Here is a 15217-nt window from a genome sequence, read left to right as displayed (position 1 = left end):
CGTCGTTCTACCACTCCCCTCGAAGCATGCGCACGCCGCCGCGATCCTCGGTGGAGGCGAGCAACTCCCTCTGACTCCTTTTCAAGACCGGGTGTAACAGGTTCGGGTCGATTTCCGCAAGGGGAACGAGCACGAATCGGCGATTCGCGATCTCCGGGTGAGGAACGACCAGGTCCGGCGGCTCGTCGATCACGCGGTTCCCGAAGTAGAGGATGTCCACGTCGATGGCGCGAGGCCCCTGATCGACGAGGCGGCGGCGGCCGAGACGGGACTCCACGCGCCGGACCGCCTCCAGCAGCTCCCTCGGCTCCCCGTCGAAAAGGCCCCTCGCCGCGCCGTTCAGGAAGAGGGGCTGGTCCGTCACCGGCCCTCGCGGCTCCGTTTCGTAAAGAGAGGAGAGACGGTCGGGGCGGAACCCCTCCGCGGCGAGTTCGCCGAGGGCGCGGCGGAGGCGGTCGGCGCGGTCCCCGAGGTTCGAGCCGAGGCCGAGGTGGACGACGCTCACCCGAGCAGCTCCCTCCTCCGGCGGAACCACTCCGAGACGCGTCGGCGCGCGGGGAGCATCCGGCGCAAGCGGTCGAGCGCCTCATCGATCGACGCCTCGTCCCGGTTGGGACGGATCAAGACGTGGCCGTGTCCGAACTCGCCGAAGAGGGCGCCGGGGAGCACCGCCACGCCGGCGCGCCGGAGGAGAAGCGAGGCGAAACGCATCGAGTGCGTGCCCTGGGGGACGCGCACCCATAGGTCATGCCCGGCCCTCGGCCGCTCCACCTCCCAGGAGAGAGAGGCGAGCCCCTCCGTCACCCGGTCGACGCGGGACCGGAAGAGCGCCTCCACGCGTCGCCGTTCCTCCTCGGGCAGATCGAGAACGCGGCGGAAAAGGGGAAGCGACGTGCGGAGGGGCGGGTGGGGAAAACGATCGAGAAGGGTGCGCGCCGCGAAGAGCATCTCCCTGTTGCCGGCGGCGAAACCGGGCCGCCAGCCGCCGCAGTCGAAGAGGGGGGCGAGGTCGTGCACCTCCACCCCGAGCTCGCGCCCCTCGGGATGATCGAGGAGGCCGGCCGGCGTTTCCCCGGGCGCCACCGCTCCGGCGAGGGTGGCGTCCTGAACCACCACGATGTTGTTCCTGCGGGCGAAGCGGACCAGTTCGTCGTAGAAGGGGCGCTCCGGCGCGGCGCCGAGGGGGCGTGCGGGGTAGCCGATGAAGAGGAGCCGGGCGCGGCGCGCCGCCTCCGGCTCGATCCGGTCCAGGCCGGGAAGGTGGCGCCTGCTCTCGTGAAGGGGGAAACCGATCGGCCACCCGCCGGCCAGCGTCGTGGCGGCCCGGTAGGCCGGATCGCCGGGATCGGGAAGAAGCGCGACCTCGCCGTGATCGACGAAACCGAGGGCGAAAAGACGGAAGGCGTCCCGCGCGTGCGGGAGGAGTAGGATCTCCCTCTCCGGGTCGAGACGGACCCCGCGCTCCGCCCGGAAGCGTTCCGCCACGGCCCGCCGGATCGCGGAGGAGGAGAGCGTCCCTCCCCCTTCCGGTTCCGGCGCTCCCTCCGGAAGGAGAACGTCCGGATCGGCGCCGGTGAAGTCGATCACCGTGAAGCCCCGCCGCTCGGCTCGCCGCCTCGCCCTTTCCAGCTCTTCCATCGGATCCACGGCGAGCCTGTGGATCCGATCCGCCTTTTCGATCAGCATGGGGCGACGGAGGGGTCGGGGTCGCTCGGGCTTGTCGGAGGAACGGGACAACAGTCCATCCTCTGTCGAAGGGAGGGCGAGTTCGATCCGGTTTCGAGGCGAAGATCAGCGTATCCACCGGCTCGCTCCGGTGTCAAGGGAAAGGGGCCGGAAAGGCTTGGGCGAGGGGTGCCGATCGGCTATGCTGACGTCGAAAAGGCGGTGCGCCCGCCGCCGGGGAGAACGTCGTGATCATCGATCCGGAACCGCTGAGGAGAAACGAGCGCTACCGTCTGATGACCGGTTGTATCGTGCCGCGGCCGATCGGGTTTCTCTCCACCGTGGACGCCGGCGGCGCCCGCAATCTCGCCCCCTTCAGCTTCTTCAGCGGCGTCTCCGCCACGCCGCCGACGGTGGCCGTCTCCATCGCCTCCCGCCCCGGCGGCCCGAAGGACACGCTCCGGAACATCGAAGAAACGGGCGCCTTCGTGGTGAACACGGTGGATGAAGCGATCGCCGAGGCGATGAACCTCGCCTCCGGCGATTTTCCGCCCGAGGTGGATGAGTTCGAGGCGGCCGGTCTGACGCCGGTCCCCTCGGAGAGGGTGCAGCCGCCGGGCGTCGCCGAAGCGCCGATCCGGATGGAGTGCCGCCTCGACCGGGTGATCCGCGCGGGCGACCCGCGGATACCGGTGGGGATCGTCCTCGGCGTGATCCTCCTCTTCCACGTGCGGGATGATCTGTGGCGGCGGGGCGCCGTCGACCAGGAGCGGCTCCGGGCGATCGGGAGGATGGGCGGCGCCGGTTACTGCCGCACCCGGGACCTCTTCTTCATGGACCGCCCCGACGCGGGCTGAATCTCCGCGAAAAAAGAGGGCCCCGGAACGGATCCGGGGCCCTTGCGTTCTCCTCGCGCCGCTCCTCCGGGAACGGCCGGATTTCCTCGATCAGATCTTGCCGAGGGCGTGGAGGATCCTTTCGGGCGTAAAGGGAATACGCCGGATCCGGACGCCCAGGGCGAACTTGAGCGCGTTGCCGATCGCCGGCGCCGGGCCGTTCACGGGGATCTCGGCGATCGCCTTCGCCCCGTAGGGTCCCGTCGGCTCGTAGGTCTCGATCAGGATCGTCTCCAGCTTCGGCATGTTCCCCGCCCGGAAGGTCTTGTAATCCATCAGGCCCTTCTTCGTCGGTCTCCCCTCGGCGTCGAAGAGATTCTCCTCGCTCATCGTCAGGCCGAGCCCCATGTGGATCGCGCCGTGCACCTGGCCGAGGGCCAGGTTGGGGTTCAGGATGGTCCCCGCGTCGACCGCGGAGAGGATTTCCTTCACGCGGACCTCGCCGGTCTCGGTGTCCACCTCCACATCGGCGAAGACCGCGGCGAAGGGGGGCGGGCTGACCGGCGACGTGTGCGACGCGGTCCGGCTGATCATCACCTTCTTCTTGTACACCACGTGGGTCGCCGCGTCCCGGATGGGAACGGAACGGCCGGTCTTGCGGGAAACCATCTTGTGGTCCTTCAATTCCAAATCTTCAGCGGGCTCGCCGATCAGATCCGCCGACAGGGCGAGCAGGTCGTCCCGCACCATTTGGGCCGCCTTGAGCGCCGCGCCGCCGCTGATATAGCTCGTGCTGGAGGCGTAGGCGCCGGAATCGAAGGGAACTAGGTCCGTGTCGCCCGAGTAAACCGTGACCTCGTCCAGGTCGATGCCGAGGGTTTCCGCCACGATCTGGGCGATCACCGTGTCGGCGCCGGTGCCGAGGTCCGCCGCGCCCGTGAAGAGGGTGACCGAGCCGTCCTCGTTCATCTTCACCGTGGCGTTCGCCGAGTCGATGCTCGCCACGCCGCTCCCTTGGGAGAGGCAGCACATCCCCACGCCCTTGCGCACCACGGGATTCGCGGCGTTGTGCTTCGCGTAGGCCTCGCGCCGCTCTTTCCAGCGGAACTGTTCGGCGCCCCGCTCGAGGCACTGCGGAAGCCCGCAGCTGTGGATCGGCCATCCCTTCGGCTCGGCGGCTTCGATTTTCGCCTCGTACATGTGCGGGGAGACCTCGTCGGTGTCCCCCTCCCGCACGGTGGTGCGGAGACGCAGCTCGACCGGATCGATGCCCAGCTTCTCCGCCGCCTCGTCCATCTCGCTCTCCAGGGCGAAAGCCCCCTGGGTGGTGCCGTAGCCGCGCATCGCGCCGCCGGGCACCAGGTTCGTGTAGGCCGAGACGTAACGGAATCGCACGTTCGCGCAGCGGTAACGGGGCAGGTTCTTATTCCCGGTGTTGGTCGGCACGGTGGTGCTGTGCGCGCCGTAGGCCCCGCCGTCCACCTTGGCGTCGATCTCCATGGCGGTGATCCGTTCCTTTCCCCGAATCCCCACCTTGGCGGTGACCGTCATCGGGTGCCGCACGCGGACCATGTTCAGGTCCTCGAACCGGTTCGTGATGACCCGCACCGGCTGGCCGGAGGCGAGGGCGAGGGCGCCCGCCACCTCCTCGACCATCATCCCCTGCTTGCCGCCGAAGCCGCCGCCGATCCGCGGCTTGATCACCCGAACCCGGCCGATGGAAAGGCCGAGCACGCGGGCGAGATGACGGCGCACGTGGAAGGGGACCTGGTTGGAGCTGATGAGCACGAGCCGCCCGTCGCCGTCGAAAGTGGCGATGGCCACGTGCAGCTCCATCTGGGCGTGCTGCATCCTTTGGGTCTGATACGTTCCCTCGACGACCAGGTCCGCTTCGGCGAAGCCCGCCTCGGTGTCGCCGAGTTGCACGTCGATGCTGCCGATTCGATTGCGGGAGGCGTCCTCCGCGCCGGTCGAATCTTTCTCGTCGTGGATCACCGGCGCCCCCTCGCGGAGGGCGTCCTCCACGGTGAACACCGGCGGGAGCACCTCGTAGTCGACCCGGATCCGGCGAAGCGCCTCGGCGGCGATCTCCTCGCTCTCGGCCGCCACGGCGGCCACGCGGTCCCCCACGTAACGCACCTTTCGGTCGAAGAGGAAGATGTCCAGCGGCGAGGGCTCCGGGAAATCCTGCCCCGCCGACGTGTAGGGGATCCTCTCGAACAGGTCCGGGCGGTCCGGGTCGGGATTCGCCACCACGTTCTCGTGGCAGAGAACGGCGTGGACCCCCTCCATCTCCCGCGCGGCGCTTACGTCGATGCTACGGATCCGCGCGTGGGCGTGGGGACTGCGGAGGATCTTGCCGTAGAGCATCCCCTCCTCGAAGAAATCGTCCGTGTACACCGGCGCGCCGGTGACCAGGTCGATGCCGTCCACCTTCCACAGGTTCCGGCCGACCACGCTGTTTTTCCGGTCGCTCATGCCGTCCCCCCTCTCATCCTCTCCGCGGCCACGAGCACGGCGCGGACGATGTTCACGTAACCGGTGCACCGACAGAGGTTGCCGGAGAGAGCCCCCCGGACCTCCGCTTCGGTGGGATCCGGGTTCCGGTCGAGAAGCGCCTTGGCGGTGAGAAGGATCCCGGGGGTGCAGAAACCGCACTGCGCCGCCCCTTCGTTGAGGAACGCCTCCTGGAGCGGGTGCAGATCTCCGTCCCGGGCGAGCCCCTCCACGGTGGTCACCTCCGCCCCTTCCGCCTGCGCGGCGAGGAACAGGCAGCTCACCACCGGATCGCCGTTCAGAAGAACGGTGCAGCTTCCGCAATCGCCGGTGCCGCAGCCGATCTTGACGCCCAAATATCCCTCGCGGCGGAGCACGCCGGCGAGACGGTCGCCCGGTTCGATCCGGAAGACCACGGGGTCGCCGTTCACGGTCAGGTGCAGGTCCATGCCGCTCATCACGCCTCCCCTCCTTCCAGCGCCATCCGGATCACGCGGCGCGTCAACACCGCGCTCATGTGGGTCCGGTACTCCGCGCCGGCGCGCTGGTCGCTGATCGGACGAACCACGCCGCGGGCGATCTCCGCCGCCCGCTCGATCCGTTCCTCGGTGATCGGTCCCCCCTCCAGTTCCTTCTCCGCCTCGTCGACCCGGATCGGCGTGGGAGCCACGGAATTGAGGGAGAGCCGGGCGCGCCGGCACGTCTTACCGTCCATCTCCAGGAGAACGGCGGCGTTGACCACCGCGAGCCCCTCGTCGTTTACGCCCACCTTCAGGAAGGCGCTCCGCGTTCCCGGCGAGGGGACGCGAAAACGAACCTCCGTCAGGAGGCGGTCGCCGACCGCGCTCTCCTTCGGCCCGAGAAAGAGGCTGCGGAGCGGCTCCTCGCGGGAACCCTCGGGGCCGACGAGAACGCAGCGTGCGTCGAGGACGAGAAGGGGCGGCACCAGGTCGGCGCAGGGCACGGCGTTCACGATGTTGCCGCCCAAGGTGGCGGCGTTCCGGATCTGCCAGTGGGCGAAGACCCGGGTGCAGGAGCGGAGAAGACCGCCGTCCGCCCGGGCGAGTTCCTCGCTCTCGCCGATCTCGGTGATCGTGGCGGTCGCCCCGATCACCATGTCCTCTCCGTCGCGCCGCACGCCGCTCAATAGGCCGCGTATATCGATAACCACGTCCGGCGGCTTTCCGGTGAGCAGGTCGGTTCCGCCGGCGAGGAAACGGGCCCTCCCGGCGTGCTCGGTCATGCGGCGGATCGCTTCTTCCGCCGAATCGACTCGCAGGTATGTCTCGATCGCCATCCGCCCCTCCTTGCTCGTCCGCCCATAACGGGGACTTGGGGGATTCTTTTCCGTTCAAAGGAACCCTTCTTCCACCGGCGACTCCGATCCGCCTCGGGCCCGGACGCCGGGCCGGAAGAAAGGGTTGTTCAGCGTATCACGTTAAGGGTTCCGGGGGAACCTCCATCAAGGCCGACAGATAGGACGCGCCTTCCGGCGAGAGCCACCCCTCCGCCAGACGGCGGAGCGTGTGCGCGGTGGCGAGGGGGATCCTCTCCCCTTCCGCGGGCGAGCCGAGGATCCGCGCCTCCGCCGGTTCGTCTTTCCCTCCGAGGAAGACAAGTTCCACGAAACGGTCCCGATAGACGGCGGCGTCCCCCTGCAGAAGCAGCTCCGCGCGCTCCTCGCCCGAACGGGCGCGGAGCGTCGTGGTCGTCCCCTCCCGAACGACGAGGAAAGCCGGTCCGGGATCCGATTCGAAGGCGCCCTCCCGGAGGAAGAGGCGCGGTTTCGCGCGGTTCGGCCCCCCATCCTCGGGACAGAACACGCCGCAGTTGCCGCAGTCGTTGCACAGCTCCGCCGTGACGGCGATCTGGTATTCGGGCCGCTTCCCCCTCCCCGTCTCGTGGGTTTTCTCCTCGCCGTCCGGGACCAACGAACCGCCTTTCACCCTCAGATCGCGGTAGAGGATCGATCGCCGGGGAAGGGTGTAGGAGAAGAGGGCGTTGTTCGGGCAGACATGGACGCAGGTTTCGCAGCCGGTGCAATCGAAAAGAGCGAGCCGGGCGCCGATCTTGCGCGGAGGATTCTGGTTCTTCTCCCGCCCGTAAGCGGGATCGCCGAGCGCCCGCTCCAGGAGAGACGCGTGGTTCCGGAGAGAGGACGCGCCGACGTCGGAGCCCCCTCCCGCCGCGAGGACGATCAGGGAATCCACGTCCTTCGCGCCCAGCTCGTGCATCCGGGAGGCGAGGGCGTCGTGGTAGGCGAAGAGCCGCATGTATCCCCCCGGCTTCAGGAGGTCGGTGCAGACCGTGACCGGCGTGAAGCCGGCGGCAAGCGTGTCCGCGTAATTCTTGGCGGTGACCCCCCCGGAGAAGGAGACCGGCAGGTCCCCCTCGATCGCCCGGCGCACCCGAAGAGCCGCCTCGAGGGCGAGCGGGAAGAGGGGCGGTCCGGAGAGGTACATCACGTCATCCGCGAACACCGACTTGTGGTTCTCCGTCACGAGCGTGTTGGTGAACTTGGCGCCCACGTCGCACCCCGTCTTCTTCCCCAGCTCCCGCAGGCGGCGGAGCATCCCCACCGCCTCGTCGAAACCGGGATCGCCTTGGAACGCGGAGCGCGGCACGGTGAGATCGTCGTAACCGAGCCGTCCGGCGAGAATCTCGTTCACCCTCTCCCGCCCCAAGAGCGTCGGGTTCATCTTGATGACCAAATGAAATCCGAAACGCTCCATCAGGTGGGCGCCGATCGCCTCGATCTCCTCCGGCGGGCAGCCGTGGAACGTGGAGAGCGTCGCCGTGCGGACGACCCGGGCGGGCACGTCCACGTCGGCGAGGCGGCGAAGCCCGCCGGGAAGACCGCGGCGCAGCTCCGCCCGAACCGCGTCGATCTCCGCGCCGGCGTCCCGGAGCCCCGCGAGAAAACGGGTCATCTTGGCGGAACGAATCCCCGCCAGATCGTAACCGACGCTGGCGTCGAACACGGTTTCCCGCTCCCCCTCCGGCAGCGACTCGGGGATACCCGCCTCGGGAAATGCGTGGATCAACACCCAGGCCTTGACGTACTCCGCCAGGGAAAGGTGGAGCGGCAGCTCCTGCGACCACTCCACGTTGAATCCGATCGTCTCCATGTCGATGCAGGGGCGGGCGACGTGGATACGGTCGTTCACCTGCACCGTTTTCAGCTCGAGGATCCGCGAGCCCGCGAGCCAGGCGAGCAGGATGTTCTGCGCCAGTTGGGTGTGCGGGCCGGCGGCGGGACCGACCGGAGTCGACGCCCGGCCGCCGTGAAAGCGGACCGAAAAATCGGCGTCGCCCGCGCCTGTGTAGAAACGGCGCGCCGGCAGGTCGAAAACCGCCTTCTCGCGCGCGTGCTGAAGAACCGCCCGTCGGAGCAGCACCGACGGGGGGATGGGATGGAAAACACTCATCGGTCGGTATACCTCCGCGGCGCCCCGTCGCGGGGCGCGATCCGCATAACGTAACACGGGAGGGCGCGGCGGCGGAAGGGGATAGCCGACCGAAACGGGTCGCGGCGGCGGCGGAGCGATCGGTGGGGGTAAGACGAAAAAGCGGGGAGAGGGTTACTCAGTCGACATATCCGAGGGCGCGCAGGCGCTCCACGGTCTCCTCCGAGGGAGCTTCCGTCTCGCCCCCCTCCAGGGGGATTTCGGCGATCCGCCGCGCGTACTCATCCAGGAGATCCCGGACACGCCCCCCTTCCTCCGCGATCCGGTTCCTCTCCTCCCCCGGGTCTTCCGGGAGATGGTACAGCTCCACCGGTTCGTCGCCGTCGAGAATGAGCTTCCAACCGTCCAGGACGATCGCCTCGCGGCGCGGGAAGGGAAGGCGGTCGAGGGGAACGCGGCCGAGCACGGTTCGGTAGGCCGCATCCCGATCCTCCTGGTGGCGAAGGCGGCGCGGTTTCTCGAGGAAGGCGTCGTCCACTTCATCGGGAGTGGCGAGGATCACCGGTCTCTCCGGAAGGGAGCCGCCGGAGAGAAGAGGAACGAGGCTGCGGCCCTGCATCGCCTCCGGCGCGGAGAGCCCGGCGAGTTCGAGAAGGGTCGGCGCGAGATCGACCGCCTCCACGGGCGCCGTGATCCGCCCCGGCCGGATCCTCCCCGGCCAGCGCAGCATCCAGGCGATCGAAACGGTCGACTCATAAAGGGTGCGATCGTGATTGAAGTAAAAATCGTGGTCGAAGGCTTCGCCGTGGTCGGAGAGGATCGCGAGAAGGGTTCTCTCCCGAACGCCGAGGCGATCGATCTCCCGAATCAGCCGCCCCAGTTCCTCGTCCATATAGGAGACCTCGCCGGCGTAGAGGCCTCGGATCCTCTCGAGCATCGGCCCGGTCACGTCCCCGCCCGTCTCGGCGGTGCCGCGCGCCAACTCCTCCAGGGTCGCCGCGATCATCCCCGGGTAGGCGTCCCGGCCGTAGCGGTCCGCCCACCCTCCCGGCGGGCCGTACGGAAAATGGGGATCGAAGAGGTGCACCCAGAGGAAGAAGGGGCGTCCCCCCTCCGCCCCTTCCCGCAGGAACTCGATCGCGCGGTCCACGGTGGTCGCCGCCCCTTGCAGAGGATCCGACTTCTCCGTGAAATTCTCGAAGCCGCGGGTGAAACCGGATTCTTCCCGAAAGAGACCGGTGCTCACCACTCCATAGGTCGCGTAACCGGCTCCGGAGAAGAGGGGGGCGAGCATGGGCCGGTCCCCGTACAAGGTCCGGGTGTTGTTCCGCACACCGTGGGAGCGGGGATAGAGCCCGGTGAACATCGAGGCGTGGGAGGGGCGGGTCATGGGGATCGGGGCGAAGGCGTTCTCGAAGAGCGCCCCTTCCGCGGCGACCGCCTCCAGGGTCGGCGTGGCGATCCATCCGTTCCCGTAGGGGGAGAGATGGTCCTTTCGGGTGGTGTCGAGGGTGACGAGGATCACGTGCGGCCTCTCGTCGCCGGATCCGCACCCGGCGAGCAGGGGGAGGGCAAGCGAGGCGGCCACGATTCCTCTCGTCCGTCCGATGGTCCTTCTGCCGAACAAGAGCCCCTCCTCACCGCCCCGCCGAAAGGGCGTACTGGGCGATCACATAAACCGCGTAGAAAATGACGAGGGGCAACCCGTTCCATCGGCGGAACCGTCCCCGCGGCACGGCGGTATGGATGAAGACCCGGAAAAGGGCGAGGATCAGAATCATCGCCGGAAGATGCAGATAGAGGAAGATCCGCGGGATCGACGCGGTCGGGTCGACCACGCGGAGCGGCGCCGCGACGGCGGATGCACCGATCACGAAGAGGATATTCAACACGTCCGCGCCGATCACGTTGCCGATGAGAAGCTCCGTCCTCCCCTTCACCACGCTGGTCAAGCCGACGGTCAGTTCCGGAAGGGAGGTGCCGATCGCGACGAGGGTGGCGGCGATCACGACCTGCGGGACCCCCCAGCGAACGGCGACTTCGCTGACGGTGCAGATCAGCAACCGGCTCGCCAGCAGCACCAAGAGCAGGCCGAGAACGCCGAGGGGGAGGATCCGGAGGAGTCTTTCCCCATCCGGTAAAGCGTCGCCCAAGGTCCCGGTCAGCGGGTGGCGACGGCTCCAGCGGACGCTCGCGATCATGTACACGACGAGAAGCGCCAGCAGGAACACCCCTACCGGGCGGACGATCGCCGCCTCGTCCCCCCGAAGGGCGAGGGCGCCGTAACAGATGACGGCGAGAAGAATCCCGGAACCGAACTGGACCCATCCCTGGCGCCGGAGGATGAAGCGGTCCGCGGGGACAAAAGCGAGCAGGCAGCCGAGGCCGAAGATGAGCCCCGTGTCGGCGATCACCGAACCGACGGCGTTGCCGAGGGCGAGCCCCGGCTCGCCGGACCAGGCGGCCATCACCGAGACGGCCGCCTCCGGGCTCGTGGTGCCGAGAGAGACCACCGTGGCGCCGATCACCACCTCGGAGACGCCCAGACGGCGGGCGAGGACGGAAGCGGCGTCCACGACCCAGCCCGCCCCCCGGACGAGCACCGCGATCGCTCCGGCCGACAAGAAAAGAAGGAGACCGGTTCCCAAACCGGTAAACCAAGCCTCCGGTATCAACCATTCCATAGGCGGAGAGTATAGCGGAAAAGAGCACGGCCCGCACGCCGATTCCCCCGAGGCGCCCGCGACCGGCGGCCTTCCGGCGCACCCCCCGCGGCTGGTAGAATGACCGGCGCGCGCCGCCGGCGCGACCCCGGGGCGCAAGGAGTGAAATCATGGACGGGATCGAACGGGCGATACACTTCGCGATCGAGGCGCACGGGGGCCAGATCCGGAAAGGCTCCTCCACCCCTTATTACTGGCATCCCCTCGGCGTCGGCCGCCTTCTGGCGGAGGAGGGGTGCGGCGAGCAGACGGTCGCGGCGGGGATCCTGCACGACGTGCTGGAGGACACGGCGGCGACGGTCGATCACCTACGGGAACACTTCGGCGAAACGGTCGCGCGGATCGTGGCCGGAGCCTCCGAACCGGACAAGAGCCTCCCATGGGAGGAGAGGAAAGAGGGGACCCTCCGAGCCCTCCCCGGCGCTTCAGAGGAGGTCCGCCTGGTCTTCGCGGCGGACAAACTGGACAACCTTCGCTCCATCGAGTCGGATCGCGAGCGCCTCGGCGAGGAGGTCTGGGATCGCTTCCACCGGGGGAGGGAGAAACAGGCTTGGTACCACCGGGAGGCTTCCAGGATTCTGGGCGACGGCCACCCCCTCCTCGCGGCGCTCGCCCGCCAGGTGGACCGAGTCTTCGGAAAGGAATGAGCCGTTTCTTTCCATCCGTTCCGTCCGGAATCGAATGGTTTTTATATAAAACGACCAGGGGAGAGAGAGGGCACGGAGGTTGAATGGACGCGGTTTTTCGGCTTGACAACCTCGCGAGGAACGGCTATCTTTCACGGAGCGTCGGGAGACGACAAAGGAGGAACGGTCCGGCCTTGACCGGGCAAGTCCATTAATATCAACTAGTTTTGAAAAATCTTTCGTGTAACTTCTACAAACCAACCCATCGGTTGGTTTTCGTGCGTTTTAGGGTGAAAGATGCGGATTTGGTTGAAAATACAAAAGATGGGGAACCGGAGAGGGACGGGGACGCTTCTGGCGTGCCTTCTCGCCCCTCTGGTGTTCGCTTCCGCGGACGCCCCCAGCCCCCGGACCGGCGGCGAACCCGTGAAAACGACCTGCTTCGACTCCCCGGACGCGGGAGACTACGTCCTCGGCCGGGAGCGCCGATTCACCCTCCTCCCTCCCCTCGACGTCATCGTGACCGGATACTCCTCGACGCCGGACCAGACCGATTCGACCCCCTATCTGACCGCGTCGATGACCTCCGTCCGCCCCGGCGTGATCGCCCTCTCCCGGGATCTGATCCGGACCTACAATCCTTCCGCACCGTTCGATTTCGGCGACCGCGTGATTTTGGAAGGGATCGGGGAGTTCGTGGTGGAGGACACCATGAACAAACGCTACCGGAGGCGGGCGGACATTTGGTTCTCCAGCACGGACGAGGCGCGCCGTTGGGGGAAGAAGGTCGTTTCCCTCTCTCCCGCTCGGGAGAAGCGGATCGCCGACATCAGCGGTTCAGTCGCGAGAGAAGCCTCAGCCCTTTAAGAGTCAGATCCTCGTCCCATTCCCGAACGAGCCGCGTGCGCGGGCAGATCATCGCCGCGAACCCGCCGGTTCCGACGGCGGCGCCCCCGCCCAGCTCTTCCAGAATCCTCTCGACCATGCCGTCCACCATCGCCGCCGCCCCGTAGAGAGCGCCGGAGCGAAGCGCCTCTTCGGTGCTCCTTCCGATCGCCCTCTCCGGAAAGCGCAGCTCCGCTTCGAAGAGTCGCGCCGCCCGACGGGCGAGCCGTTCCACCGCGGTGCGGACCCCCGCGGCGATCGCCCCGCCGAGGAAAACCCCGCGCGCGTCCACCGCGTTGAAGGTGGTCGCCGTCCCGAGGTCGACCACTACCACCGCCCCACCCACCCGATCGTAGCCGGCCGCCGCGTCGGCGATCCGGTCCGCCCCCAGTTCCTCGGGCCTCTCGTAGCCGAGACGGATGTTCATGCGGATCGTCCGGTCGACGAAGAGAGGATCACGGCCGACATGAATCGCGGCGAGCGCCTCGCGGAGAGGAGCGGCCCGCTCGGGCACCACCACGGCGGCGGCGGAACCCAGAAGCGACTCCGCCGCAACACCGGCCTGGGAAAGCGCGCCCCGAAGCGCCCTCTCCGCCGATTCCGCGTCCCGGAAACGATCCGTGGAGATCGCGGCGATCCGGCGGAGGGAGTCGTCGTCGAACAAGGCGATCTTCGCCTCCGAGTTCCCCATGTCCACGGCGAGATGCATCGTTCCTCTCACTCCTCTCCCACCGGACGGACGCGGATCACCTCGCCGCTCCGGTACTCCCGTGTCCCCTCCTCCGTCCGGACCAGAAGACCACCGCCCCTACCGATCCCCACGGCGATCCCCTCGACCCGCCCCTCCCCCCTTTCGAGGGTGACGGAACGGCCGACGAGGGCGCTTTGGCGCTCCGCTTCGGCGCGCACCGTCTCGAATCCCTCCGCCTCCGCCCGATCGACCCAGACCTCCAGCCGGTTCAGAATAGCCGCCAAGAGGGGACCGCGCCGGAAAGTCCGTCCGGAGAGTGTGCGAAGCGAGGCGGCGCCGGCGGGGAGTTCCTCTACCGTCTGGTTCACGTTCATGCCGACGCCGAGCACGAGACGGGCGCTCTCGGGCTTGTACTCGCAGAGGATCCCGCACACCTTCCGCCTCTCGGCGACAAGGTCGTTCGGCCAACGGATCGCGAGGGATGGCCCGCCGGCGGCGCGCACCGCTTCCGCCGCGGCGACGCCTGAGACGAGGGTGAGCCTTCCGGCGGCGGTCGGTCCCCCCTCCGCGCCGAGCAGCACCGAGAAGAGAAGCGCCCGGAAGGGGGGCGTCTCCCAACGGCGGTCCAGCCTCCCCCTTCCGCGGGTCTGTTCCTCCGAGACGAGCACCGTTCCCGGCTCCGCGCCGGAGAAGAGCGGGGAGAGGAGACTGTCGTTGGTCGACTCCACGCTCCGGAAGAAACGGATCGACCGCCCGAGGGAGCGGGTGGAAAGGTACGGCGCCACCTCGGAGTGGACCAGATGGTCCGGGCGCTCCCGCAGAGCGATCCCGCGGACCGGATGTCTCTCCCAAACATAGCCCGCCTCCTCGAGCCGGCGGAGCGATTCGTTCACCTCCCCCGGGCCGATCCCCGCCGCGCGCGCCAGTTCGCCGGCGGTCCGGTACTCCCCTCCGTCGAAAAGGGCGAGCACCGACTCGTCGATCCTCTCCTTTTCGCTCATCCCCCCTCCGCCTCGAAGAGAAGGCTAAGGTCCGCCGCCGGCGCCGAGTGGGTGAGGGCGCCCACGCTGATTCCGTTCACGCCGAGAAGCGCGGCCTTCGCCGCCTTCTCCACGGTCATCCCTCCAGACAGCTCCACGTAGGGAGGGTTTTTCTCCCGCCGCGCGCGCTTCACCGACTTCTCGACGTCGGCGAGGTCGAAGTTGTCGAGCATCACCCGATCGACGGAGAGGGCGAGCGCCTCTTCGAGCTCCTTTTCGTTCGTCACCTCGACTTCTATCCCGACGCCGGGGGCGTTCCGGCGCACGCGCTCCACCGCCGCATCGATCCCGCCGGCGATCCGGATGTGATTCTCTTTGATGAGGGCGAGAGCGGAGAGATCCATGCGATGGTTCACCCCTCCGCCCGCACGGACCGCCCCCTTCTCGAGGAGCCGGAGCCCGGGGGTCGTTTTGCGCGTGTCCAGGATCTCGACCCCCGTGCCCGCCACGGCGCGGACGAAGGAGGCGGTAAGCGTGGCGACGCCGGAGAGGCGCATGAGGAAGTTGAGGGCGACCCTCTCCCCTCGAAGGACGGCGGCCGCCGGACCCTTGAACCGGCAGACCGTTTCACCCGCCGCCGCGACCTCCCCCTCTCTTTTCACCCAAAGGGTTTCCACCCCCCCGCCGAGGATCCGGAAGGTCTCATCAAAGGGGAGAACGCCGGCGAGGACCCCTTCCTTGCGAAAGAGGACCCGCCCCGACGCCGCCCGGTCCGGTGGGACCACGGAAGCGGTGGTCACGTCCTCCTCCGCGCGGTCCTCCTCCAGGGCGCGGCGCACGCCCTCCTCCACGCAAGCGCGATAAGCGTCGTTCGGAAATCCGTTCATGATCCTCCCAGTCTAGCGGGA

At 68.2% G+C, this 15217-nt stretch carries 14 protein-coding genes; 3 read left to right on the top strand and 11 right to left on the bottom strand.

Annotated features, from left to right (window positions below):
- Positions 1-7 precede the first annotated feature (7 nt).
- Entirely contained in the window at positions 8-505 is a 498-nt protein-coding gene (gene folK, locus JW958_08040; protein MBN1826201.1) for a 2-amino-4-hydroxy-6-hydroxymethyldihydropteridine diphosphokinase, read from the bottom strand.
- Positions 502-1737, bottom strand: coding sequence for an aminotransferase class I/II-fold pyridoxal phosphate-dependent enzyme (locus JW958_08035; protein ID MBN1826200.1), 1236 nt, complete (start codon positions 1735-1737; stop codon positions 502-504). The genes folK and JW958_08035 overlap by 4 nt, the downstream gene beginning before the upstream one ends.
- A 224-nt stretch (positions 1738-1961) precedes the next feature.
- Here JW958_08035 and JW958_08030 point away from each other — a divergent pair, with 224 nt between their 5' ends.
- On the top strand, positions 1962-2522 hold the full coding sequence (locus JW958_08030) for a flavin reductase family protein (protein MBN1826199.1): 561 nt from the start codon (positions 1962-1964) through the stop codon (positions 2520-2522).
- A 90-nt stretch (positions 2523-2612) separates the two neighbouring features.
- On the opposite strand, the gene JW958_08025 is transcribed toward JW958_08030, so the two are convergent.
- The 6 genes from JW958_08025 to JW958_08000 all read right to left on the bottom strand — a co-directional run bounded on the left by JW958_08025 (position 2613) and on the right by JW958_08000 (position 11052).
- On the bottom strand, positions 2613-4979 hold the full coding sequence (locus JW958_08025; protein MBN1826198.1) for a molybdopterin-dependent oxidoreductase: 2367 nt from the start codon (positions 4977-4979) through the stop codon (positions 2613-2615).
- Positions 4976-5455 (bottom strand): (2Fe-2S)-binding protein, encoded by a 480-nt coding sequence (locus JW958_08020; protein MBN1826197.1) that lies wholly within the window; start codon positions 5453-5455, stop codon positions 4976-4978. The genes JW958_08025 and JW958_08020 overlap by 4 nt, the downstream gene beginning before the upstream one ends.
- Positions 5455-6294 carry an FAD binding domain-containing protein gene (locus JW958_08015; GenBank protein ID MBN1826196.1) on the bottom strand — a complete coding sequence of 280 codons (840 nt, stop codon included), beginning with the start codon at positions 6292-6294 and terminating at the stop codon, positions 5455-5457. The genes JW958_08020 and JW958_08015 overlap by 1 nt, the downstream gene beginning before the upstream one ends.
- A 136-nt stretch (positions 6295-6430) precedes the next feature.
- Positions 6431-8425, bottom strand: coding sequence for a 4Fe-4S binding protein (locus tag JW958_08010; protein ID MBN1826195.1), 1995 nt, complete (start codon positions 8423-8425; stop codon positions 6431-6433).
- Between the two features lie 157 nt (positions 8426-8582).
- The gene (locus JW958_08005) at positions 8583-10031 is read right to left on the bottom strand and encodes a sulfatase (protein MBN1826194.1); all 1449 of its coding nucleotides are present in this window, start codon (positions 10029-10031) and stop codon (positions 8583-8585) included.
- A 10-nt stretch (positions 10032-10041) separates the two neighbouring features.
- Positions 10042-11052 (bottom strand): sodium:calcium antiporter, encoded by a 1011-nt coding sequence (locus tag JW958_08000; GenBank protein ID MBN1826193.1) that lies wholly within the window; start codon positions 11050-11052, stop codon positions 10042-10044.
- Between the two features lie 185 nt (positions 11053-11237).
- Here JW958_08000 and JW958_07995 point away from each other — a divergent pair, with 185 nt between their 5' ends.
- Together JW958_07995 and JW958_07990 are read left to right on the top strand one after the other, a co-directional pair.
- Entirely contained in the window at positions 11238-11774 is a 537-nt protein-coding gene (locus JW958_07995) for a bifunctional (p)ppGpp synthetase/guanosine-3',5'-bis(diphosphate) 3'-pyrophosphohydrolase (protein ID MBN1826192.1), read from the top strand.
- A gap of 276 nt (positions 11775-12050) precedes the next feature.
- Positions 12051-12620 (top strand): 3D domain-containing protein, encoded by a 570-nt coding sequence (locus JW958_07990; GenBank protein ID MBN1826191.1) that lies wholly within the window; start codon positions 12051-12053, stop codon positions 12618-12620.
- Here JW958_07990 and JW958_07985 read toward each other — a convergent pair.
- Genes JW958_07985 through nadC form a run of 3 tightly spaced genes read right to left on the bottom strand, consistent with a single transcriptional unit; the run spans position 12583 to position 15148 of the window.
- A complete protein-coding gene (locus JW958_07985; GenBank protein MBN1826190.1) occupies positions 12583-13359 on the bottom strand; it encodes a type III pantothenate kinase in 777 nt (258 codons plus the stop codon). The genes JW958_07990 and JW958_07985 overlap by 38 nt on opposite strands.
- Complete coding sequence (locus tag JW958_07980; GenBank protein ID MBN1826189.1) at positions 13356-14330, bottom strand: biotin--[acetyl-CoA-carboxylase] ligase; 975 nt, start codon at positions 14328-14330, stop codon at positions 13356-13358. The genes JW958_07985 and JW958_07980 overlap by 4 nt, the downstream gene beginning before the upstream one ends.
- A complete protein-coding gene (gene nadC, locus JW958_07975; GenBank protein ID MBN1826188.1) occupies positions 14327-15148 on the bottom strand; it encodes a carboxylating nicotinate-nucleotide diphosphorylase in 822 nt (273 codons plus the stop codon). Before nadC ends, JW958_07980 begins: the two co-directional genes overlap by 4 nt.
- Positions 15149-15217: the final 69 nt, after the last annotated feature.

This window comes from Candidatus Eisenbacteria bacterium (genome assembly GCA_016930695.1).
In the GTDB taxonomy this organism is placed as follows: Bacteria; Orphanbacterota; Orphanbacteria; order Orphanbacterales; family Orphanbacteraceae; genus JAFGGD01.
The sequence above is the reverse complement of the archived record's forward strand: the minus strand, read 5'-3'. Positions and strand labels throughout refer to the sequence as shown.

Excerpts from the sequence above, each read along its gene's own strand:
- JW958_08015 (MBN1826196.1), bottom strand. The coding sequence starts at position 6,294 with ATGGCGATCGAGACATACCTGCGAGTCGATTCGGCGGAAGAAGCGATC.
- JW958_07980 (MBN1826189.1), bottom strand. The coding sequence starts at position 14,330 with ATGAGCGAAAAGGAGAGGATCGACGAGTCGGTGCTCGCCCTTTTCGAC.
- JW958_08010 (MBN1826195.1), bottom strand. The coding sequence starts at position 8,425 with ATGAGTGTTTTCCATCCCATCCCCCCGTCGGTGCTGCTCCGACGGGCG.
- JW958_08025 (MBN1826198.1), bottom strand. The coding sequence starts at position 4,979 with ATGAGCGACCGGAAAAACAGCGTGGTCGGCCGGAACCTGTGGAAGGTG.
- JW958_08020 (MBN1826197.1), bottom strand. The coding sequence starts at position 5,455 with ATGAGCGGCATGGACCTGCACCTGACCGTGAACGGCGACCCCGTGGTC.
- JW958_07995 (MBN1826192.1), top strand. The coding sequence starts at position 11,238 with ATGGACGGGATCGAACGGGCGATACACTTCGCGATCGAGGCGCACGGG.
- JW958_08030 (MBN1826199.1), top strand. The coding sequence starts at position 1,962 with ATGACCGGTTGTATCGTGCCGCGGCCGATCGGGTTTCTCTCCACCGTG.
- JW958_07990 (MBN1826191.1), top strand. The coding sequence starts at position 12,051 with ATGCGGATTTGGTTGAAAATACAAAAGATGGGGAACCGGAGAGGGACG.